The 20,708-nt window shown below is 33.4% G+C and carries 18 protein-coding genes; 10 read left to right on the top strand and 8 right to left on the bottom strand.

The annotated features are described in order from the left end of the window. Window positions 1–651 precede the first annotated feature (651 nt). The 4 genes from dnaN to V6246_RS17875 form a co-directional block, all read right to left on the bottom strand. Window positions 652–1,770 carry a DNA polymerase III subunit beta gene (dnaN, locus tag V6246_RS17890; protein WP_042501518.1) on the bottom strand — a complete coding sequence of 373 codons (1,119 nt, stop codon included), beginning with the start codon at window positions 1,768–1,770 and terminating at the stop codon, window positions 652–654. Between the two features lie 174 nt (window positions 1,771–1,944). Then, the gene (gene gldG, locus V6246_RS17885; RefSeq protein ID WP_341561809.1) at window positions 1,945–4,329 is read right to left on the bottom strand and encodes a gliding motility-associated ABC transporter substrate-binding protein GldG; all 2,385 of its coding nucleotides are present in this window, start codon (window positions 4,327–4,329) and stop codon (window positions 1,945–1,947) included. 56 nt (window positions 4,330–4,385) lie between these two features. Then, a complete protein-coding gene (locus V6246_RS17880) occupies window positions 4,386–4,682 on the bottom strand; it encodes a putative quinol monooxygenase (RefSeq protein ID WP_341561808.1) in 297 nt (98 codons plus the stop codon). A 54-nt stretch (window positions 4,683–4,736) separates the two neighbouring features. After that, a complete protein-coding gene (locus tag V6246_RS17875) occupies window positions 4,737–5,615 on the bottom strand; it encodes an SAM hydrolase/SAM-dependent halogenase family protein (protein WP_341561807.1) in 879 nt (292 codons plus the stop codon). Between the two features lie 169 nt (window positions 5,616–5,784). On the opposite strand from V6246_RS17875, the gene V6246_RS17870 reads away from it, so the two are divergent. The 3 genes from V6246_RS17870 to V6246_RS17860 all read left to right on the top strand — a co-directional run bounded on the left by V6246_RS17870 (window position 5,785) and on the right by V6246_RS17860 (window position 8,526). Beyond that, a complete protein-coding gene (locus V6246_RS17870) occupies window positions 5,785–6,738 on the top strand; it encodes a PhoH family protein (protein WP_341561806.1) in 954 nt (317 codons plus the stop codon). 213 nt (window positions 6,739–6,951) lie between these two features. Beyond that, window positions 6,952–7,461 (top strand): hypothetical protein, encoded by a 510-nt coding sequence (locus V6246_RS17865; RefSeq protein WP_159019389.1) that lies wholly within the window; start codon window positions 6,952–6,954, stop codon window positions 7,459–7,461. 120 nt (window positions 7,462–7,581) lie between these two features. Then, the gene (locus V6246_RS17860; RefSeq protein ID WP_341561805.1) at window positions 7,582–8,526 is read left to right on the top strand and encodes a phosphoribosylaminoimidazolesuccinocarboxamide synthase; all 945 of its coding nucleotides are present in this window, start codon (window positions 7,582–7,584) and stop codon (window positions 8,524–8,526) included. 81 nt (window positions 8,527–8,607) lie between these two features. Here V6246_RS17860 and V6246_RS17855 read toward each other — a convergent pair whose 3' ends face one another. After that, on the bottom strand, window positions 8,608–8,988 hold the full coding sequence (locus V6246_RS17855) for an RNA methyltransferase (protein WP_341561804.1): 381 nt from the start codon (window positions 8,986–8,988) through the stop codon (window positions 8,608–8,610). A gap of 2 nt (window positions 8,989–8,990) precedes the next feature. Further along, the gene (locus tag V6246_RS17850; RefSeq protein WP_341561803.1) at window positions 8,991–10,079 is read right to left on the bottom strand and encodes a heparan-alpha-glucosaminide N-acetyltransferase domain-containing protein; all 1,089 of its coding nucleotides are present in this window, start codon (window positions 10,077–10,079) and stop codon (window positions 8,991–8,993) included. 90 nt (window positions 10,080–10,169) lie between these two features. Between V6246_RS17850 and V6246_RS17845 the strand changes: the two genes are divergently transcribed. The 3 genes from V6246_RS17845 to V6246_RS17835 all read left to right on the top strand — a co-directional run bounded on the left by V6246_RS17845 (window position 10,170) and on the right by V6246_RS17835 (window position 13,682). Beyond that, window positions 10,170–11,531, top strand: coding sequence for an alanine/glycine:cation symporter family protein (locus V6246_RS17845; RefSeq protein WP_341561802.1), 1,362 nt, complete (start codon window positions 10,170–10,172; stop codon window positions 11,529–11,531). A 185-nt stretch (window positions 11,532–11,716) separates the two neighbouring features. Further along, window positions 11,717–11,974 carry a DUF4212 domain-containing protein gene (locus V6246_RS17840; RefSeq protein WP_341561801.1) on the top strand — a complete coding sequence of 86 codons (258 nt, stop codon included), beginning with the start codon at window positions 11,717–11,719 and terminating at the stop codon, window positions 11,972–11,974. Window positions 11,975–11,990: 16 nt separating this feature from the next. Then, window positions 11,991–13,682, top strand: coding sequence for a sodium:solute symporter family protein (locus V6246_RS17835; protein ID WP_341561810.1), 1,692 nt, complete (start codon window positions 11,991–11,993; stop codon window positions 13,680–13,682). Window positions 13,683–13,799: 117 nt separating this feature from the next. Here the strand turns inward: V6246_RS17835 and V6246_RS17830 are convergent, their stop codons facing one another. Next, the gene (locus tag V6246_RS17830; RefSeq protein WP_341561800.1) at window positions 13,800–14,384 is read right to left on the bottom strand and encodes a superoxide dismutase family protein; all 585 of its coding nucleotides are present in this window, start codon (window positions 14,382–14,384) and stop codon (window positions 13,800–13,802) included. Between the two features lie 184 nt (window positions 14,385–14,568). After that, entirely contained in the window at window positions 14,569–15,486 is a 918-nt protein-coding gene (locus V6246_RS17825) for an AraC family transcriptional regulator (RefSeq protein ID WP_341561799.1), read from the bottom strand. Window positions 15,487–15,717: 231 nt separating this feature from the next. Here V6246_RS17825 and V6246_RS17820 point away from each other — a divergent pair, with 231 nt between their 5' ends. The 4 genes from V6246_RS17820 (at window position 15,718) to V6246_RS17805 (ending at window position 20,365) form a co-directional block, all read left to right on the top strand. After that, window positions 15,718–17,217: an aldehyde dehydrogenase family protein gene (locus tag V6246_RS17820; protein WP_341561798.1), complete on the top strand. Its 1,500-nt coding sequence runs from the start codon at window positions 15,718–15,720 to the stop codon at window positions 17,215–17,217. A 78-nt stretch (window positions 17,218–17,295) separates the two neighbouring features. Then, window positions 17,296–17,652, top strand: a complete 357-nt coding sequence (locus tag V6246_RS17815; RefSeq protein ID WP_341561797.1) for a DUF779 domain-containing protein — start codon at window positions 17,296–17,298, stop codon at window positions 17,650–17,652. Between the two features lie 165 nt (window positions 17,653–17,817). After that, complete coding sequence (acs, locus tag V6246_RS17810; RefSeq protein ID WP_341561796.1) at window positions 17,818–19,725, top strand: acetate--CoA ligase; 1,908 nt, start codon at window positions 17,818–17,820, stop codon at window positions 19,723–19,725. Between the two features lie 109 nt (window positions 19,726–19,834). Beyond that, on the top strand, window positions 19,835–20,365 hold the full coding sequence (locus V6246_RS17805) for a hypothetical protein (protein ID WP_341561795.1): 531 nt from the start codon (window positions 19,835–19,837) through the stop codon (window positions 20,363–20,365). Window positions 20,366–20,708: the final 343 nt, after the last annotated feature.

Here is a 20,708-nt window from a genome sequence, read left to right as displayed (position 1 = left end):
AATATAAGATGGCTGTATAATTTTTGAATATTGATTACAAGCTAAGTAATATATTAAGTGTTAAGCTTATTATGTTTTGTTATACTACTGTTTAAAAAGTAATAAGATTGTTTACTTTAGAATGCATTAATCTTTCCATTTAATGATATGCTTAGTTATAGTTCCGCGTAAGTGATATTGTTCTGTTGATTAAAAGGGAGTTTTATAAGGATACCATAACACCTTAAGTAATTGTATTAATAAATATAAGGAAGGTAGTTTTGTTTAATTTATTTAGATACATTTAAATATAAGGGATTTAATATCTAGATCTTTGGTTTTCCTGTAAGTTAAGCATATAGGCTTATATATGAATTCTTGATGTATAGAGTCTACCAAGGGTATCTAAATCTATTTATAATACTGTTTTTGTAGTAGAACTTTTAAGATTAAACTTAAATTGACTTTATTTAATACGTTGTGATTTTATCGGTTGACTAACTATAACTAGTTATAGTTATTAGTATATGTATTAAGCTGTTAATAGCTGTGTATATAATAATTGTATACAAATACTCTTTAAAGATGTACGAAACCAAAAAAGAGGTTATTTGAATTAAATCAAATAACCTCTTTTTTTTATGTTTAAAATTTATTATTTCTATGTAAGCCTTATGCGTTTAACATAACTGGCATAACAAGCATAGTAATGTGTTCACCTTCATCTAAACCATCAACAGGAGTTAAAATACCAGCTCTGTTTGGCATACTCATTTCTAGTTGAACTTCATCTGAACCTAAATTGTTAAGCATTTCAGTTAAGAAACGAGAGTTAAAACCAATTTGCATATCATCACCTTGGTAATCGCAAGTTAAACGTTCTTCGGCTTTGTTACTGTAATCTACATCTTCAGCTGAAATATTTAATTCCGCACCTGCGATTTTTAAACGAATTTGGTGAGTTGTTTTGTTAGAGAAAATACTAACACGACGTACAGAGTTTAAAAACTGTGTTCTATCTATAGCTAATTTATTAGGATTCTCTTTAGGAATTACCGCTTCGTAATTTGGATATTTACCATCTATTAAACGGCAAATTAACTCTGAATTTTCAAAAGTAAATTTTGCATTACTTTCGTTATAATCTATAGTAACTTCATTTTCACTACCGGCTAAAATTCCTTTCAATAAATTTAAAGGTTTTTTAGGCATAATAAATTCGGCTACTTGGTTAGCCTGAACATCAGCGCGTGTATATTTTACTAACTTATGAGCATCTGTAGCTACAAATGTTAAGCCTTCTGTCGAAAATTGAAAAAATACACCACTCATTACTGGGCGTAAATCATCGTTTCCAGCAGCGAATATTGTTTTGCTAATTGCAGTTGCTAAAATATCTCCAACAATAACTGTTTTGCTTGGATCTTCTAATGCTACAGCTTTAGGGAACTCGTTACCATCTGCATAAGCTAAAGCGTATTTACCATGGTTTGAGCTAATTTCAACGGTGTTATTATCTTCAACAACAAAAGTTAAAGGTTGCTCAGGAAACGTTTTTAAAGTATCTAACAACAAACGTGCAGGAATGGCAACACTGCCTTCGCTGTCACTTTCAACGTCTAATGTCGAAGCCATAGTGGTTTCTAAATCACTAGCCGAAACTGTTAGTTTGTTATGGTCTAATTCAAATAAAAAATTATCTAAAATAGGTAGGGTGTTCGAACTATTGATTACACCACCTAAAACCTGTAATTGTTTTAACAAATAAGTACTTGATACTATAAATTTCATGTGTTGAATTATATTTTTTAGAGGTCAGATGTTACATTTAACTTATAACTTTAAACAACAATAAAAGTATGTTTAGTTATAAATGTTTCATCTATTAACTTAGTTAAAATTGTAATTATGCTACTTACAAATATATTCTTTAAGACTTATATTTGGAAACAAACTTATTAACATTTAAGCACTATATTTTTTCTTTCTAAAGTAATTAAAGCTAAACCCGAATATAGCTAAGAAAACCAGTGGTAATGCAATGTTAATAAGTTGCCATTGTGTATTTTCTGCAGTTATTTTTTGCCTGTTTAAAAAGGCCACTGCTATTTCTTTAGATCTAATGTTTATAAGTCCGTTATCATCGAGTAAATAATTTACTGTATTCAGTAAAAATTCTTTATTACCGTAATTTTTTCCGGTCCAGCGATCAAAACCTAATTCTTGCGGTACGTTTTTAATAACATCGTTCTTTATAACGTCGCCATCAGCAATAATAACTATTTTGGTTGCTACACTTTTATCTTTATTTTGACCGAGTTTAAAGGGCTTAATCCTGTTAATGTAAGCTGATGGAAATTCACCTTCAAGTAATACAGCTAAGGTTTGTTTTCCTGAGTTAAATTCTGAAGGACTTTGTTCTTGAGTGACTACGTCTAAACTTATTTTTCTAGGTGTACCTTCTAGTTTTGCTATTGGAGCTGTTTCTAAAAGAATGGTTTTCTCTATATTATTTTTGAGTGTATCTATTTGGTTGGCAAAGTCGAATTTTACCAAATCTAGATTATTTACAATAGGGTGGTTACTACTTGAACTACCAAATGGAGAATAGGGCCAGCGTAAATTTTGAAATTGAGATTGACTACCTTCTCCCATGGCTAATGTAATTGGTGCAGAATATATTGAGGATACCATTACTGGGTTTATACGTATACCATATTTAAAGAAAAAATCGGTTAAGTTTAAATCTCTTTGAATGGCAAAATTTTCACCTAAAGCATTGAATAAACTATCCTTTTCAATAGCAACGGCATCTATTAACCAAAGACTTTTGCCGCCATGCATCGTGTACTGGTCTAAGACTAGTTTTTCACTTTCAGTAAAAGCTTCTGTTGGTTTTGCTGAAATTATTAAATCGAAGTTATTTAATGCTTCTAAAGTTTTTTGAGGTTGTTTGGCAACGCTATCCAAAGTAAATGGCGCGATTAAATAATATTCTCCTAATTTTTTTACAAAATCGGCAATGTACTTATCTTCCAATTGCTGGTTGCCTTTTAGAATTGCAATTTTTTTGCTTTTAGGGTTGGTAAGTTTTCTAAACCCATCCGCGAAAGCGTATTCTAAATGCTGTACAGAGTTGCTTACTAATTCTTGTTGGTTGGTACCAATTTTGTTTTTTATGAGCGGAATTGTTACCGTTTGGTTGTTATAGCTAGCCAACGCCCAGGGAAAAATAATAGCTTGGGTTGAAGCTCCATTTTCTTGAACACTCATTTGCATAGGTGTTAAACCACGTTGGGTAAGTTGTTCTATGATAATATCACGATTAGCTTCATCTTCTAAAGGATTGAAAAAATTGAAAATGATATTTGGGTTTTCAGCTTCAAATTCCTCAAGTAATTGTTTTGTTTCTGCTTGTAAACGTCTGAATTCCGAAGGGAAATTTTCACTATCTAGAAATACATCAATAATTATTGGAGTATCTACGTCTTTTATAATTTCTAAACTGGCATCGCTTAATGTATATCGTGAATCTTCGGTTAAATCAAAACGTTTATGTATTCCGTTAACTGCACTATTCAGAATTAATAAACCAACAAAAAGACTAGCAATTTGTATCCAGGATTTTTTATTCAGCTTTTCATTTTTAATACCTTTAATAGTTATAAAAATGAAGAAGATGGTAAGGCTTAAAAAGTATAAAACATCGGTTGTATCTAGAACACCACGGCTCATGCTTTTATAATGCGAGCTCATACCTAATTGATCAATAAAATGACTAGAAGCATAATCTGCTATACCTTCAAAACCAATATAAAATAAGAAACATAAAAATACTGAGCTTATAAAAGCTACAATTTGATTATCGGTAATTGTGGAGGTGAAAACGCCAATAGCTGTATATGCGGCAGCTAAAAACAGTAAACCAAAATAGGAACCCATAGTGCTACCAATGTCTAAATTTCCGACAGGATTCCCTAACTGGTTTATAGTGTAAACGTATAGTAATGTTGGTGCAAGAGCTATTAAAATTAAAATAAATGCTCCAAAATATTTACCTAATACAATACGAGTAAGTGATGTTGGTTTTGTTAATAGAAGTTCTAAGGTGCCTTGCTTTTTTTCATCGGAAAAGCTACGCATGGTAACCGCTGGAATTAGGAACATTAAAATCCAAGGCGCAAGTAGAAAGAAAGGTGATAGATCAGAAAATCCGTAATCTAGAATATTGAAGTCACCTTTAAATACCCATAAAAATAGTCCGTTTAGTAATAAAAAAATGGCAATTACTAAATAACCAATAGGCGATGCGAAAAATGCGTTTATTTCTTTTTTAAGTATGGCGAGCATATGTTTTACAAATGTAGTCGCAATTATAAATTATTGCTTTTATTATTAATTTAGTACTAATCTAAAGTCTCTAATCTATCCAAACTCCAAGCCTCTGGTCTTGAACAAAAAAGAGGTTTTAGTGTTTTCCAAAGTGCTTTAAACTCTTTAGATTGTCTGTATTCTTGCAACTGAGCATCACTTTCCCAGTAACTGTAGGTAAAAAGTATTGTAGGGTCGTTTTTATCACGATACAATTCTAAAAAAGTACAACCATTAGAAGCTCTAATTCTAGTTTTGTTATTTTCAAAACTTTCTAAAAAGACCTCCACATTCTGTCTGTAAAAACCCATTTTAACAATTCTAACTAACATACTTTATTATTTTGGTTATTCCTCGAAAGGGATTGTATTGAGATGCTTTATTATTTAAATACGACCATCTAGCGCAATTTGACTTTTTGCAATAATGGAAGAAGCACTAAAATTAACACTTACAGCATCCATAATACCCAAACCTAATAAAGTAGATGCACTACCAACGGTGGATGGGTTACTTTTAAACACCGAAATTTCTAAAAAACCACCAGAATTAAACACTACTAATTTCCGTCCTTCATCTTGACGTTTTTCAGCAGGAATATCGAAGTTTACAATATCGCTATATTTAAGATGAATTTTTTTAAATTTATAATTTCTTGCCGAAATTTCAAAATCGCGACCTTTTTGTACACTTTCAAAAAAGCTACGTTTAATATTGGTAACCACGTTTCCGTAATTATCAATATAAATTATACTACCAACAATTTGAGTTTTATCATCATTAACAAAAGGCTCAATGTTTTTAATAGGCTTAATGCTATTTATGGTTTTTCCAACCACATCTAAAGTTCCGCCACGAGCAATATGGCAGGCTACTTTTACAAAAACATCTAAAACAGGGAAACTTGTTTGTATTTTATCGTGAATATTAATTTCAACAATTTTTTCAGGAACAATTTCCGAGCAAATCATGCTCATAATACCGTTATTAGCACAAATAAAATAATGCCCATCTAGTTTTACTGCAATATGTTTGTTTTCAGGATTAATTTCCGAGTCAATACCAATAATATGGATAGTGCCTTCAGGGAAACTACTATAGGCATTTTGTATAATATATGCCGCTTCTGGAATACTAAATGGTGATACATTATGCGAGATATCAACAATATTAACATCGGGCAACTCACTATAAATGGCACCTTTAGTTGCGCCAGTAAAGTGGTCTTTTAAGCCAAAATCTGATGTTAATGTTATTATAGCCATGAACGAAATTGTTGATATGTTTTTAGCGTTTTGTCATCTAAAATTATGTATTTTTGAGATGAACACTTACGAGATACAAACCTACATAAATTTTTGTTTTCGTTTTTATATTTTAAATGAAAATTGAGAGGTTTTAATATCTAATTTAGTTAAAATTAAAACAACGCCTTTGAATGAAATCATCATTGAATTAGAAGAAATTACGCCTAAAGAGTTTTTTGGCGCACAAAATGTAAATATTGAACTTTTAAAAAAGTACTTTCCTAAATTAAAAATTGTAGCCCGCGGCAATCAGATTAAAGCTTTTGGAGAAGAAGAAATGCTAGACGAATTTAATCGTCGGATGACGATGCTCATCAAGCATTTTTCCAAATATAATAAGTTAGACGAAAACGTTATTGAACGTGTTTTAACAAGCCAAAGTAGTGACGATTATATTGCGTCTAACAAAGGAGGCGAAGTAATTGTGCACGGCGTAGGAGGCAAACTTATCAAAGCCCAAACTGCAAACCAAAGAAAAATGGTGGAGCTTATGCACAAAAACGATATGGTTTTTGCCATCGGTCCAGCCGGAACAGGTAAAACATATACAGGTGTAGCATTGGCCGTGCAAGCATTAAAGAATAGAGAGGTAAAACGTATAATTTTAACAAGGCCTGCTGTAGAAGCCGGTGAGAATTTGGGTTTTCTACCAGGAGATTTAAAGGAAAAGTTAGATCCATACATGCAACCACTTTACGATGCACTCCGTGATATGATTCCTGCTGAAAAATTAGCTCAGTATATCGAGAATGGTACCATACAAATTGCACCTTTGGCCTTTATGCGTGGTAGAACTCTAGATAATGCTTTTGTTATTTTAGATGAAGGGCAAAATACAACACACGCCCAAATGAAAATGTTTTTAACCAGAATGGGTAAACACGCTAAGTTTCTATTAACCGGAGATCCTGGGCAAATAGATTTACCACGGCGTACTATTTCTGGACTAAAAGAAGCACTTTTAATTCTGAAAAATGTTGAAGGTGTTGGTATGATTTTTCTTGACGATAAAGATGTCGTTCGTCATAAACTCGTTAAAAAAGTAATTGAAGCTTATAAAAGTATCGAGAATATAGATTAGTAAATAGGATCTAATATTAGCCTAATTATCTAGAGAATAGCAAAAGCCAGTTTTTAACTGGCTTTTGCTATTTTATCCCTTTTCCTGTAAAGTGTTGATTTGGCGTTTTTAACGAAATTACATCCTATAATTCTATAAACATTACCTAAAATCTTGTAACTTTTTTAAGTTCAAGTTTTGGAAATTTGCATATAATTATAAACGAAATATATTATGAAAAAAATACTTTTAGTAGCAGTCTTATTCGGTTTTAACTCAGTTTTTGCACAAGAAGATGTAGAAATAACTTCAGATAACTCATGGTTAAAGGCCGGAATAATAACAGGAGTACCAGTAGGAGATGTAAACGATGCATCTTCCTATTCTTTAGGTTTAGATTTAAGAGGGCAATATTTAATTAACCCTAATATTGGAATTGGAGTAGCTTCAGGTTATAACCACTTTTTTGGAAAAGATAACGTTGATGATTTTGGTGTAATTCCCGCAGCAGGTTTCTTTCGTTATTATTTTACGCCAAATGGTTTGTTTTTAGGAACAGATGTTGGGTATGGTTTTTTAACTAATGTTGAAAATAACGATGGTGGATTATATGTTAATCCTCAAATTGGTTACCATAATAAAGATTGGAATTTCTACGCTTATTATCAAAATACGTTTGCAGAATACGATGTGGATGTGCAAAATGTGGGAGTAGGAGTTACCTATAATATTAGATTTAAATAAATCACCATACTATTTAATAATACTTAAAAGGAGAAATTTATATTTCTCCTTTTTTTATTTAGATTTGTTTGGCGATAGTAAACAAATTACATTTGCAAAACAAACAATAGTCTACTTCTAATGAACACAATTACTGATACTAATTTCAATTTTCCAGGACAAAAAAGTCTTTATAAAGGAAAAGTAAGAGCCGTATATAATATTAATGATAACGAGTTAGTGATGGTAGCTACCGATCGTTTATCTGCCTTTGATGTTGTTATGCCAAAAGGGATTCCTTATAAAGGGCAAATATTAAACCAAATCGCTACAAAAATGATGGATGCCACTAAGGATATTGTCCCTAATTGGTTAACCGCAACACCGGATCCAAATGTAGCAGTAGGGCATTTATGCGAGCCTTTTAAAGTAGAAATGGTAATTCGTGGTTATATGTCTGGTCATGCAGCACGTGAGTATAAAATAGGTAAACGCATACTTTGTGGCGTTGCCATGCCAGAAGGGATGAAGGAAAATGATAAGTTTCCAAACCCAATAATTACGCCAGCAACTAAAGCCGAAATGGGAGATCATGATGAAGATATTTCTCGTGAAGATATTTTAAAGCGTGGTATTGTTTCCGAAGAGGATTATGTGGTTTTAGAAGATTATACGCGCAAATTATTTCAAAGAGGAACAGAAATAGCTGCTTCTCGCGGATTAATTTTAGTAGATACAAAATATGAATTCGGAAAAACTAAAGATGGAAAGATTGTATTAATAGACGAAATTCATACACCCGATTCTTCACGTTATTTTTATGCCGAAGGCTACCAAGAACGTCAAGAAAAGGGAGAAGCTCAAAAGCAACTTTCGAAAGAGTTTGTACGTCAGTGGTTAATAGCAAACGATTTTCAAGGTTTAGAGGGACAAACAGTACCTTTTATGAGCGATGATTATATTCAATCGGTATCCGATCGTTATATTGAACTTTATGAAAACATTACAGGTGAAGCTTTTGTAAAAGCCGATGTTTCTAATATTCAAGAACGAATAGAAGCTAATGTTTTGGCTTATTTGAAATAGAATAAAATATTATTAATAAACAAAAAAGACCTTGCATAGCAAGGTCTTTTTTGTTTATATCAAGTCTAGCTAGAAGTGATTTTAAAGCGGTTTTTTCTTTTTCGATTTCGGCTTACTAGCTTTTGCTAAAGGATTATAGTTAAGGCATAATTGTATCCAATATTCTAAATAGTCTTCGGTATCAAAACCTTCAGGAGTTACGTAAATATAACCTTTCGTGGCACGACCTGTAAAATCCATAGATAAGCATTCTGGTTTTTTAAGTTCATCTAAATAAACACTTTCACCAATTCGTGCCATAATCAAACTATCTCCATAGTTTTTATTGATAAAAATAGCGCAAAGCATTTTGTTGTCAACTTTAATACAGAGGCCGCCCATCATTTTTAATTCAGAAAAATAAATTTGTTTATCATTTAGAACGCGCCGGATTCTATCGGCTAAATAAGCATCGTAAGCCATAATTAGTTTTTAAATTTCCCTGACAGTTTTCTAATTAAATTATAAATAAAGGCATTTGTTTTAGCGTAATAGAAAGCAATGAAACAAACCACCATCATAAAAGCAACAGCACCTAAAACGGCTTGCGTTGGATCTAAAGATTTTCTAAAAAAACTATTTAATCCCAAGCCTGTAAAACTTCCGTAAAGGATTATAAAATGGATAACGTATATGGATAGTGTTTTTTCGCCTATTCTAGTAATTATAGATTGTCTTAAAAAACGTTCTAAACTGTAAAAAATGCCAAATAAAATTAAGGTGTCTCCAAGCCTAGTAAAAAGGTAATTATAATAGGCACTTTGTTTTAGTAACTCAATATCTGTTAAAAGATATAGTCTAATTAGCATTGGTGACGATTGAAATATAAGAAAGAATCCTGTAGCGAAAAAAGTTATAATCGCTATTAATTTAAAATGTTTTCGGTGTAGATGTCTAAAAAATACCGTAGATAAAAAAGCGCCAAAAAAGGAGTAACCTATCCATGGTAAAATAGTGAAAACTGAACCGTTTTTTGTTGTAATGTAATTAGCTAAAACGAGTGGTGTATTAGGTAAATCTATAGATCGATATAGTGGCTCAGAGATAAAACATAAACAACCGAGTGTAAAAAGCACGAAAGAAAAGAGGTAATTGTATTTTTTGAAAACCAAATGTAGCCCGGCTAAAGTTATTAAGGCAAGCCCGATACATTGCAGCACATCAACCACAAAAAAACGATTATCAAAATTTCCGGAGAGCCAGTTAAAAATATCTAAGCGTAAACTATAACCAATAACAAGTAATAACAAGCCACGAAATAATCCTTTTTTAATTCTAGGTTTATCATCTCCTTTAGCATGAGCGCGTAATAGTAAATAGGAAAAAACAAGCCCGGAAATTGTAAAGAATGTAGGTGCGGTAAAGCCACGGAAATAGACCCAAATATTATAAATAGTATTGATGTCGCTTCTGTATGCTCGAGCGAGTAAATTATCAATAAAATGCCCTTGGAGCATCATTAAAATGGCAAATGCTCGAACGGCATCAATAAAATATATTCGGTTAGTTTGCAATAAAAATGAGTTTTGAAATATAAATATACTTTTAAAAAATGTAAAGGTCGTGTTTGTAAATTGATATATTTATAAAATCAACTTGAAAGCATGGAACAAATTATAAAAATATTTTCAGATTACGCCTGGGGTTTGCCTTTGGTTTTATTATTAATTGGCGGCGGTTTGTATTTATTAATACTCTCAAGATTTTTGCCTTTTAGGTATATTGGCCATGCTATTCAGGTATTAAGGGGTAAGTATGATAACCCGGACGACCCTGGAGAAATATCGCATTTTAAAGCTTTAACAACGGCATTATCCTCTACCATTGGCATGGGTAATATTGCCGGTGTAGCCGCCGCTATTTCACTAGGCGGACCAGGTGCTATGTTTTGGATGTGGGTAAGCGCTATTGTGGGTATGTCTACAAAATTCTTTACATCATCTTTAGCCGTCATGTTTCGTGGTAAAGATAGTAATGGCGATTTACAAGGTGGTCCTATGTATTTTATCACCGAAGGTTTAGGGAAATCTTGGAAACCGTTGGCTATAATGTTTAGTGTGTTTGGTTTAATTGGTGCTTTACCTGTAGTAAACGTAAACCAATTAACGCAGGCTGTAAACGATATTCTTTTAAGACCTAATGGCATTGAGGTTGGGCTAAAATCAAACCTTATTCTCTCATTAATTTTGGTAAGTTTAACTTCCGTTATTATTCTTGGAGGTTTAAAACGAATTAGTAACGCAGCATCAAAATTAGTTCCAGCTATGGTGCTATTATACTTTGCTTTGGTACTTTTTGTTTTAATTTCGAATTACCAAGTTGTTCCAAAATATTTTATGATGATTTTTAGTGATGCCTTTGCGGCGAATAATTTTAAAGGTGAACCCTTTTTTGGAGGTGTTGTTGGAGCTTTAATTTTATTAGGTATTCGTCGTGGTGCATTTTCTAACGAAGCCGGAATTGGTACGGCCCCCATGGCTCATGGTGCTACAAAAACAGCTGAGCCTATTAGAGAAGGTTTAGTGGCTATGTTAGGGCCTGCGATAGACACGCTAGTGGTTTGTACACTTACCGCTTTGGCTATTTTAGTTACAGGTGTTTGGCAAACTACTGGAGATAACGGAGTGACTTTAACAGCTTCAGCATTTAGCAAATCTATGCCGGTTTATGGTAAATACTTATTAATGGTTTGTGTGGCTGTATTTAGTATTTCCTCGTTGTTTTCTTATTCTTATTACGGTTCAAAATGTTTATCCTTTTTAATAGGTGCCGATAAAAAACATTATTACAATTATATCTACATTTTAAGTATTGTTTTGGCGGTAACCACACCTTTTAGCGTGATGCTTAATTTAATTGATGGTGTATTTGCACTTATGGCCATACCAACGATGTTAAGTACTATTATTCTTGCTCCTAAAGTTTTAAAAGAAGCAAAGGCTTATTTTAAGAGATTAGAAGCTTAGAGATAGTATTCATTTTTTTAGAAAACATCTAAATGTGTAACTAAAAAAAGGCTAATTAATTGTTTTTGAAAGACTCACGTGTTTTATATTAATTTTATGTGTAGATTTAGCCTTACCAACTGGTAACATTTTATTTCTAAACTTAAATGTTACCTGCTCACTTTACCAACTAACTAAATTACACCATGACAGACAAAGACCGGGCGAAAGCCTATTGGAAAGAAAACATTAAATATGTACTTCTGCTACTATTTATATGGTTTATAGTTTCTTTCGGCTCAGGAATTATTTTTAAAGATGCGTTAAACACCGTCCGAATTGGCGGTTTTAAACTCGGTTTTTGGTTTGCTCAACAGGGCTCTATGTATGTATTTGTTGTGCTAATATTCGTTTACGTTCGTTTAATGAATAAATTAGATAAAAAATACGGATATGATGTATAGTGGCTTTCTCGCAGGTTTGGGCGTTCAAAATTGGACATATATTTTAGTAGGTATTACATTTACTATTTATATCGGCATATCCATTTGGGCTAGAGCCGGTTCTACAAAAGAGTTTTATGTTGCCGGAGGAGGCGTATCACCTTTAGCAAATGGTATGGCAACAGCAGCCGATTGGATGAGTGCTGCGTCGTTTATTTCCATGGCAGGTATTATTTCTTTTGCAGGTTATGATGGTGCTGTATATTTAATGGGATGGACAGGCGGATACGTGTTGTTGGCTTTATTGTTAGCACCTTATTTACGTAAGTTCGGTAAATTTACGGTTCCAGATTTTATTGGAGATCGTTACTATTCTAACACCGCACGTTCAGTTGGTGTATTTTGTGCACTAATTGTATCTTTTACTTATGTTGCAGGCCAAATGAGAGGCGTGGGCTTAGTTTTTTCACGTTTTTTAGAGGTTGATATCAATACAGGCGTTATTATCGGTATGATAATCGTTTTATTCTATGCGGTTTTGGGAGGAATGAAAGGTATTACATATACGCAAGTCGCTCAATATTGTGTACTTATTTTTGCTTTTATGGTTCCGGCTATATTTATATCAATTCAAATGACGGGGAATCCTGTTCCGCAATTAGGTTTTGGTAGTCAGTTAGCCGATGGTTCAGGAACTTACTTATTAGATAAACTTGATGGTTTAAGCACCGATTTAGGTTTTGCTGAATATACCGAAGGGTCAAAATCTATGATTGATGTGTTTGCTATTACACTAGCTTTAATGGTTGGTACAGCAGGGTTGCCACATGTAATTGTAAGGTTTTTTACAGTGAAAAGAGTAAAAGATGCAAGAAAATCGGCAGGTTTAGCATTATTACTAATCGTAATTCTATACACGGCAGCACCAGCAGTATCGGTTTTTGCACGTACAAATTTAATAGAAACCGTATCGAACCAGCCTTATGCAAATATGCCAGAATGGTTTACAAAATGGGAAACCACAGGTTTAATTGTTTTTAATGATAAAAATAACGACGGTATTATTCAATATGTTGCAGACGAAAGTAAAAACGAACTTATTGTCGATAACGATATTATGGTTTTGGCAAATCCGGAAATTGCAAAATTACCAGACTGGGTTATTGCTTTGGTAGCAGCAGGTGCATTGGCTGCAGCTTTATCTACAGCAGCAGGTTTGTTATTAGTGATATCGGCATCAGTATCTCACGATTTAATTAAAAAAATGATTAAGCCAGATATTAGCGAAAAAGGAGAATTAATTGCAGCACGTCTTGCAGCAGTAGTAGCTGTTTGTGTTGCTGGTTATTTCGGTATTAATCCGCCAGGTTTTGTGGCGGCAACGGTTGCGTTAGCTTTTGGGTTAGCGGCAGCTTCATTTTTTCCTGCTATTATTTTGGGTATTTTCTATAAAAAAATGAATAAAGAAGGCGCCATTGCAGGTATGGTTGTTGGTATTTTTTCTATGTTGTTTTACATGACCAAGTTTAAATTTGGTTGGTTTGGTGGCGGTACAAAAGCCGATTGGTGGTTTAATATTTCACCAGAAGGATTTGGTACGGTAGCTATGGTAATCAACTTTGTAGTTTCTGTGGTTATTATGAAGTTTACTCCAGAGCCACCAGAATATGTTCAGGAAATAGTTGAAAACATTAGAATACCAAGTGGAGCAGGAGAAGCGACACATTAAAATATAATTTTTTGCCTTACTACAAGAGTAGGTATAAAAAAACTGGTTGTATATATCTTTGAAAGATAAATGCAACCAGTTTTGTTTTTAATAATCTGTAGTTTTACAAGATGCTAGTTATTCTATAATACCAGCACAGCCAATACGAGCGCCAGCATCGCCAGAGGGTTGAGATTTCATATCATCTACACCTAAATGCACAATAACTGCTTTACCTAAAATATCTTTAGTTTCATCGCCACAACCTATACACCATTCATCTGTGGTTTTTGCAAGGGTTGCAACTCCGTTAGCATTTGCTGTTAAGTTTCCTATATCACCTTTATGATACCCTGTGTCATCACCCCAAGCACCATGTGGTTGTGCTGTAGGATTCCAGTGTCCACCAGAAGATTTTCCATCATCCGAAGAACAATCTGCTTTTTCATGAATATGGATGGCGTGTTTACCAGTCTCCAATCCAGAAATGGTTCCGTTCATGGTTACTTGTCCGTTTTCTTCAGTAAAATTAAGTGTTCCCTTTATATCACTTCCGCTTTTTGGTGATAATAAAATGGATAAATTTTTATTCTTTACTATGGTTTCTTCAACGTTTTTAACCACTTCAGTTTCTGTAATGGTTTCGTTTTCTTTTTTAGAATCTTTGCAAGAAATTGCAAATACAAGGGTAAATGCGAGTGCTACTAATTTTAAATCTTTCATAATTTTTCTGCTTTTTAGTAAAGTTAAGAAGATAATTAGTCTATTACAAGTTGTAGCTTGTTTCTTTAATTGTAATGCTTTTTGTGTTTCTTAAGGCTCGGCTTATTTTGAAGTATGGATAAATGAATAAAACTGCAGTTGTTTTATTTAAAAATTTTGTGATTTAAAGAAGATCGGGTTAAACCTATTTACTTAAAGACGCCTTAAATTGTTGAGGTGTTATAAGTTCTACTTTTTTAAATTGGCGGTTAAAATAACTCGTGTTATTAAAACCCGATTTAAAAGCCACTTCGGCCATTCGGAAATCTTTAGATTCTTTAATTAGTTTTTTAGAGAACTTTATTTTTTCAGAATTTATATAATCGATAGGAGAGATGCCTAAGGTGTTTTTAAATTTTTTATGAAAATGAGATGTGCTCATACATGCTTTTTTAGCGAGTAAATCGACACTAATATCCTTATTAGTAAGGTTGTTTTTTATAAATTTAATAACCATACCAATTCGGGTATCATTAAAAATAGATTCGGTATCATTAAGTATAAAAGCCTTGGCTTTAGTTTGCAGTAAGCGTACCACAAGTTCTTGTATCATTAAATCGAGCAGTACATCTTTAGAGGTGTTGTTATTAGTAAAGGTGTAAACTAAGCGTTCCACAAGGTGATTTACATCGGTGTTATTAATAAGGTGCGATGCACTTTCGTCTAGTTTCCAGGTATTGTTTTCATTTTCTATAGCAACATGGTGGTTAAATTTTTGAACAACTTCGTCTATTTTACTACCATCAATGCCTAGAGCTAAACATTGCGTTGGGTTATCTAGGCTTGCTAAGGGGAAATCAATAATCATTTCTTTGTTGGTTGGCATGACTACAGATTCTCCAGGGAAAAAATCAAAAGACTCTAAACCATCAATATGCATTATTTTCTTTCCGGTAAGCATACTCGCAATTATCGGGAAATCGAATTTAAGCGCTACTTTTTCCGCGTAAGCGTGTGTTTCGTATATGTTTAATTCGGCATACTCCGCATTGTACGTGGTTCGATTTTCAACTAAAGTTGTAAGTTTTCTAGTGCTTCGGTGGTGGTTTAGGAGCTGGCTCATAATCAATAATACAAAAAAAGATGCGTGTTAATGGCTATATAATAGATACGTTCAATGTTTCGATAATTATGTTCAACTCGTTCGTTATTTGATAATATAACTTTATCGAAACTAAGTATTAAGCAATTTATTAATAATAAAAATATGAATATGTTAAAATAAAGCAAATTCATATTAATTATTGAGAATTAAACTAATAGATGTTTAACCAACAACAAAAACTGAGAACAAATGAGTTATTTTAAACCAAAATTTAAGGAATCGTATTCTAATTTTATCAACGGAAAATTTGTGCCGCCAATTGGAGGTGAATATTTTGAGAATACATCGCCTATTGACAATAGTTTAATAGCAAAATACCCGAGATCGCAAAAAGAAGATGTAGACTTGGCACTCGATGCGGCTAATGCGGCAAAAGAATCTTGGGGAAATACGCCAGCCGCAGAACGTGCTGCGTTATTAAATAAGGTAGCCGATATTATTGAAGCTAATCTTGAAGAATTTGCCTTAGTGGAAACCTGTGATAACGGGAAACCTATACGCGAAAGTTTAAATGCCGATATACCTTTGGCAGTAGACCATTGGCGTTATTTTGCAGCTTGTATTCGTGCAGAAGAAGGTAGTGCCACCGAGCTAGACGCAAACACACTATCTATGAATATTAAAGAACCGCTAGGTGTGGTAGGGCAAATAATTCCGTGGAATTTTCCTTTATTAATGTTATCATGGAAAGTACCACCAGCTTTGGCTACAGGGAACTGTGTGGTTTTAAAACCGGCAGAACAAACACCATCTTCGGCTACATTATTAATGGAGAAAATTGCCGATGTATTTCCTCCTGGTGTTTTTAATATTGTACATGGTTTTGGCCCAGAAGCGGGAAAACCGCTAGCATCTAGTCCAAAAGTAGATAAGGTTGCCTTTACAGGGGAAACCACAACGGGGCAATTAATTATGCAATATGCTTCAAAAAATCTGAATCCGGTAACCATGGAATTGGGTGGAAAATCTCCAAATGTATTCTTTAATTCGGTAATGGATCATGATGATGCCTTTTTAGACAAAGCTATTGAAGGTGCTGTTTTATTTGCTTTTAATAGTGGTGAGGTTTGTACGTGCCCGTCTAGAATATTAGTGCAAGAAGATATTTATGATGCTTTTATGGAACGCGTTGTGGCGAGAACAAATGCCATTATTCAAGATAATCCTTACGATGTAAATACCATGCTTGGTGCACAGGCATCAAATGATCAATATGAAAAAATACAGGCTTATTTAAAAATTGGTAAAGAAGAAGGAGCAAAGGTGCTAACGGGTGGAGATGCTAAAAAGCTAAGTGGTAAATTTGCAAACGGATTCTACATTCAGCCAACTATTTTAGAAGGCCATAATAAAATGAGAGTCTTTCAAGAAGAGATTTTTGGTCCCGTAGCATGTGTTACAAAATTTAAAGATGAAGCCGAAGCGTTGGAAATTGCCAATGATACGCTTTATGGTTTAGGTGCTGGTGTTTGGACGCGAGATGCACACCAACTATATCAAATACCGAGAGCTATAAAAGCCGGTCGTGTTTGGGTTAATTGTTACCATGCTTACCCAGCGCATGCTCCATTTGGAGGTTATAAAAAATCGGGCTTCGGTCGTGAAAATCATGTGATGATGATGAATTATTATCGTCAAACAAAAAACATGCTGATTTCTTATGACAAGAATAAGTTAGGTTTCTTTTAGAATGAAATTAATAGTTTAAGACTTAAAAGGTTGAACCATATAGTGTTCAGCCTTTTTTGTAAAATTCAATTTAAAATTATGAAAAGAGTAGAAATCACAAAAGAAGCAGCAGCTGTAGTAGAAGCGTTGAAGGCAAAGCATGGCGAACTTATTTTTCATCAAAGTGGTGGTTGTTGCGACGGATCGGCTCCAATGATTTTTGAAAAAGACGATATGTATCTCGATGAAAGCGATATTTTGTTGGGTAGCGTAACAGGTGTTAATTTTTATATGAATCAAGATCAGTTCGAGTATTGGAAACACACCCATTTAACAGTAGATGTCACTGAAGGACGAGGCGCAAGCTTTTCTTTAGAAATACCATTAGGACTCCGTTTTTTAATTCATTCGCGTTTATTTGATGAAGCAGAACAAGCGTTTTTTAAAACCGTTTAAAATTTAATTGTTTTAAACACACTTATTTTGTTAACAAAACCTAAAAACAAAGTCAAATACATATTATTTTGCTATTTTAGAAGTCAGAACTGAATAGCTTTTTTAAAAGTAGAATTCAGTAAAGAATTTCCACTTTTTTTGTTAAAAACCAACTAAAAACATATCATGAGTAATTATCACATAAAACATTTAGAAGAATATTATCAAGTCTATAGAAAATCGGTTAGAGAACCCGAAAACTTTTGGGAAGAAATAGCTGAAGAGCATTTTATGTGGCAAAAAAAATGGGATAAAGTTTTAAGTTGGGATTTCTCGAAGCCAGAAGTAAAGTGGTTTGAAGGTGCACAATTAAATATTACAGAAAACTGTATCGATAGGCATTTACCAACGCGAGGCGATAAAACGGCTATTTTATTTGAGCCTAACGACCCGAAAGATCCAGCTGAGCATATTACGTACAACCAATTACACGATCGTGTAAATCAGTTTGCTAATGTTTTAAAAAGCAGAGGTATTGCAAAAGGCGATCGCGTTTGTATTTACTTACCAATGATTCCCGAATTGGCTATTGCCACTTTAGCATGTGCTAGAATTGGAGCCATTCACTCGGTGGTATTTGCAGGTTTTTCTGCTACAGCATTATCAACTCGAATTAACGATTCCGATTGTAAAATAGTAATTACTAGCGATGGTTCTTATCGTGGCTCAAAAACTATCGATTTAAAAGGTATTGTAGACGAGGCTTTAGAGAGTTGCCCTGGAGTTAAAGATGTTTTGGTTGCTAAACGAATTAATACAGATATCCATATGGAAGCTGGGCGTGACCAATGGTTGCAACCGCTTTTAGATGCAGCATCTACCGTTTGCAAAGCTGAGGTTATGAATGCTGAAGATCCGTTATTTATTTTATACACATCGGGTTCTACTGGAAAACCAAAAGGCATGGTGCATACCACAGCCGGATATATGGTTTACACAGCTTATACTTTTAAAAATATATTTCAATATAAAGAAAACGATGTGTATTGGTGTACTGCCGATATTGGTTGGATTACTGGACATAGTTACATTCTCTACGGTCCGTTAACAAATGGCGCAACAACTGTTTTATTTGAAGGTGTACCAAGTTATCCAGATTTTGGACGCTTCTGGGAAATTGTAGAAAAACATAAAGTAAATCAGTTTTACACCGCACCAACAGCAATTAGAGCGTTGGCAAAACAAGGTGTGGAATTAGTAGAAAAATACGATTTATCATCATTAAAAGTGCTTGGTTCGGTAGGTGAGCCTATAAACGAAGAAGCTTGGCACTGGTATAACGATAACGTCGGGAAAAAGAAAAGCCCTATTGTTGATACTTGGTGGCAAACAGAAACTGGCGGAATTATGATTAGTCCAATTCCATTTGTAACACCAACAAAACCAACTTATGCCACGTTGCCGTTTATTGGTATTCAACCGGCTTTAATGGATGAAGAAGGGCAGGAGTTAAAGGGTAATCAAGTCGACGGACGGTTGTGTATAAAATTCCCTTGGCCAAGTATGGCTAGAACCATTTGGGGAAATCACCAACGTTATAAAGATACGTACTTTTCGGCTTACGAAAACAAATATTTTACAGGCGATGGCGCCTTGCGTGATGAGGTTGGTTATTACAGAATTACAGGTCGTGTAGACGATGTTATTATCGTTTCTGGTCATAATTTAGGTACCGCTCCTATAGAAGATGCTGTTAACGAACATCCAGCAGTTGCAGAGTCTGCTATTGTTGGTTTCCCACACGATATTAAAGGAAACGCACTTTATGGTTATGTTATTCTGAAGGATTTTGGTGAAACTAGAGACCATAATAACCTAAGAAAAGAAATTAATCAAATGATTACCGAGTCTATCGGGCCAATCGCGAAACTAGATAAAATTCAGTTTACCGCAGGATTGCCAAAAACACGTTCGGGTAAAATTATGCGACGTATTTTGCGTAAAATAGCAAGTAACGATACTAGTAATTTAGGAGATACAAGTACATTATTAAACCCAGAGGTTGTACAGGAAATAATGGATAACGTACTGTAGTTTAATTTATCAATCATTTAAAAATAAATTAATTATATAATAGATATATAGTTAGTACTAACTATATACAATTGTTAGGCGTAATGTCAAAAAAAACGAACGTAATGAAATGATATTAAGCAATATAAAAGATAATTTTTATAATTTTTTAAAATTACAGAAAGACGAACTTAAACGTGAAGAGTTAAATGATTATTCTCTTAAAGTTTATAAATATTTAAAAAGACATAACAAAGAGTTATTAAAAAATATATCATTAGAAAAATCGAATTTTGGAAAAAAGTATATTTCGGTTGAACTAAAACCAAAAAATGAAAATACTGTTGCTAATTTATACTTTGAAACTGAAAATAACGAATTAACTGTTGGGTTTGGTAATTTTCATAGCCATTATGATAATTTTGCAGAACTGAATTTCAAAAAGGAATTGAAAAAAGCACTTGAAAATTTTTATAAATTATTAAAAGACGAATTATTTGTTGTTTCTGCTGGTGGTGGAGTATCAACACTTTTGACAAATAAAGAAATAGAAATTCTTGAAAGTGGGAAAAATCTTGAACATTTTAATTATGATTGTATTACATATTATATAACTTCGTGGAGCGGAAAACACGACAGAACATTTAAAAAACCAAGTTGAAAAAAGAAGTATTGAAAAGTAAAAACACTACGCCTAACACCGTGTATAAAACATAGCTAAATTAGGCTTTCCGAGAGGTTTTTGCTTATTTACGGAGTCCGCCAAATTTTTAATTTGGCTTTTACGTTTGACAAGTTAAAAACAAAATTAAAAATTTAGCTCTATTTTATCCTCAAAAATCATTACCTTTAATACGCTACGTTCTATACACATCAACGTTGTGGTTAATTATGAAAAACATACTACTTACAATATTAATTTTGACATTTCTGAATTGTAAAAGCGATTCAGAAAAGGTTGTTTCAAAACATTCTAAAGACACAACAATCCATTATAAAAATCA

The sequence above is a fragment of the Algibacter sp. TI.3.09 genome, from assembly GCF_038154905.1.
Classification (GTDB): domain Bacteria; phylum Bacteroidota; class Bacteroidia; order Flavobacteriales; family Flavobacteriaceae; genus Algibacter.
The sequence above is the reverse complement of the archived record's forward strand: the minus strand, read 5'-3'. Positions and strand labels throughout refer to the sequence as shown.

Bases quoted from the DNA above. Each gene is read 5' to 3' on its own strand.
- V6246_RS17855 (WP_341561804.1), bottom strand. From the start codon at position 8,988: ATGGCTTACGATGCTTATTTAGCCGATAGAATCCGGCGCGTTCTAAAT.
- acs (WP_341561796.1), top strand. From the start codon at position 17,818: ATGAGTAATTATCACATAAAACATTTAGAAGAATATTATCAAGTCTAT.
- V6246_RS17875 (WP_341561807.1), bottom strand. From the start codon at position 5,615: ATGGCTATAATAACATTAACATCAGATTTTGGCTTAAAAGACCACTTT.
- V6246_RS17845 (WP_341561802.1), top strand. From the start codon at position 10,170: ATGGAACAAATTATAAAAATATTTTCAGATTACGCCTGGGGTTTGCCT.
- V6246_RS17805 (WP_341561795.1), top strand. From the start codon at position 19,835: ATGATATTAAGCAATATAAAAGATAATTTTTATAATTTTTTAAAATTA.
- V6246_RS17860 (WP_341561805.1), top strand. From the start codon at position 7,582: ATGAACACAATTACTGATACTAATTTCAATTTTCCAGGACAAAAAAGT.
- V6246_RS17830 (WP_341561800.1), bottom strand. From the start codon at position 14,384: ATGAAAGATTTAAAATTAGTAGCACTCGCATTTACCCTTGTATTTGCA.
- V6246_RS17880 (WP_341561808.1), bottom strand. From the start codon at position 4,682: ATGTTAGTTAGAATTGTTAAAATGGGTTTTTACAGACAGAATGTGGAG.
- V6246_RS17820 (WP_341561798.1), top strand. From the start codon at position 15,718: ATGAGTTATTTTAAACCAAAATTTAAGGAATCGTATTCTAATTTTATC.
- V6246_RS17840 (WP_341561801.1), top strand. From the start codon at position 11,717: ATGACAGACAAAGACCGGGCGAAAGCCTATTGGAAAGAAAACATTAAA.
- V6246_RS17825 (WP_341561799.1), bottom strand. From the start codon at position 15,486: ATGAGCCAGCTCCTAAACCACCACCGAAGCACTAGAAAACTTACAACT.
- gldG (WP_341561809.1), bottom strand. From the start codon at position 4,329: ATGCTCGCCATACTTAAAAAAGAAATAAACGCATTTTTCGCATCGCCT.
- V6246_RS17815 (WP_341561797.1), top strand. From the start codon at position 17,296: ATGAAAAGAGTAGAAATCACAAAAGAAGCAGCAGCTGTAGTAGAAGCG.
- dnaN (WP_042501518.1), bottom strand. From the start codon at position 1,770: ATGAAATTTATAGTATCAAGTACTTATTTGTTAAAACAATTACAGGTT.
- V6246_RS17865 (WP_159019389.1), top strand. From the start codon at position 6,952: ATGAAAAAAATACTTTTAGTAGCAGTCTTATTCGGTTTTAACTCAGTT.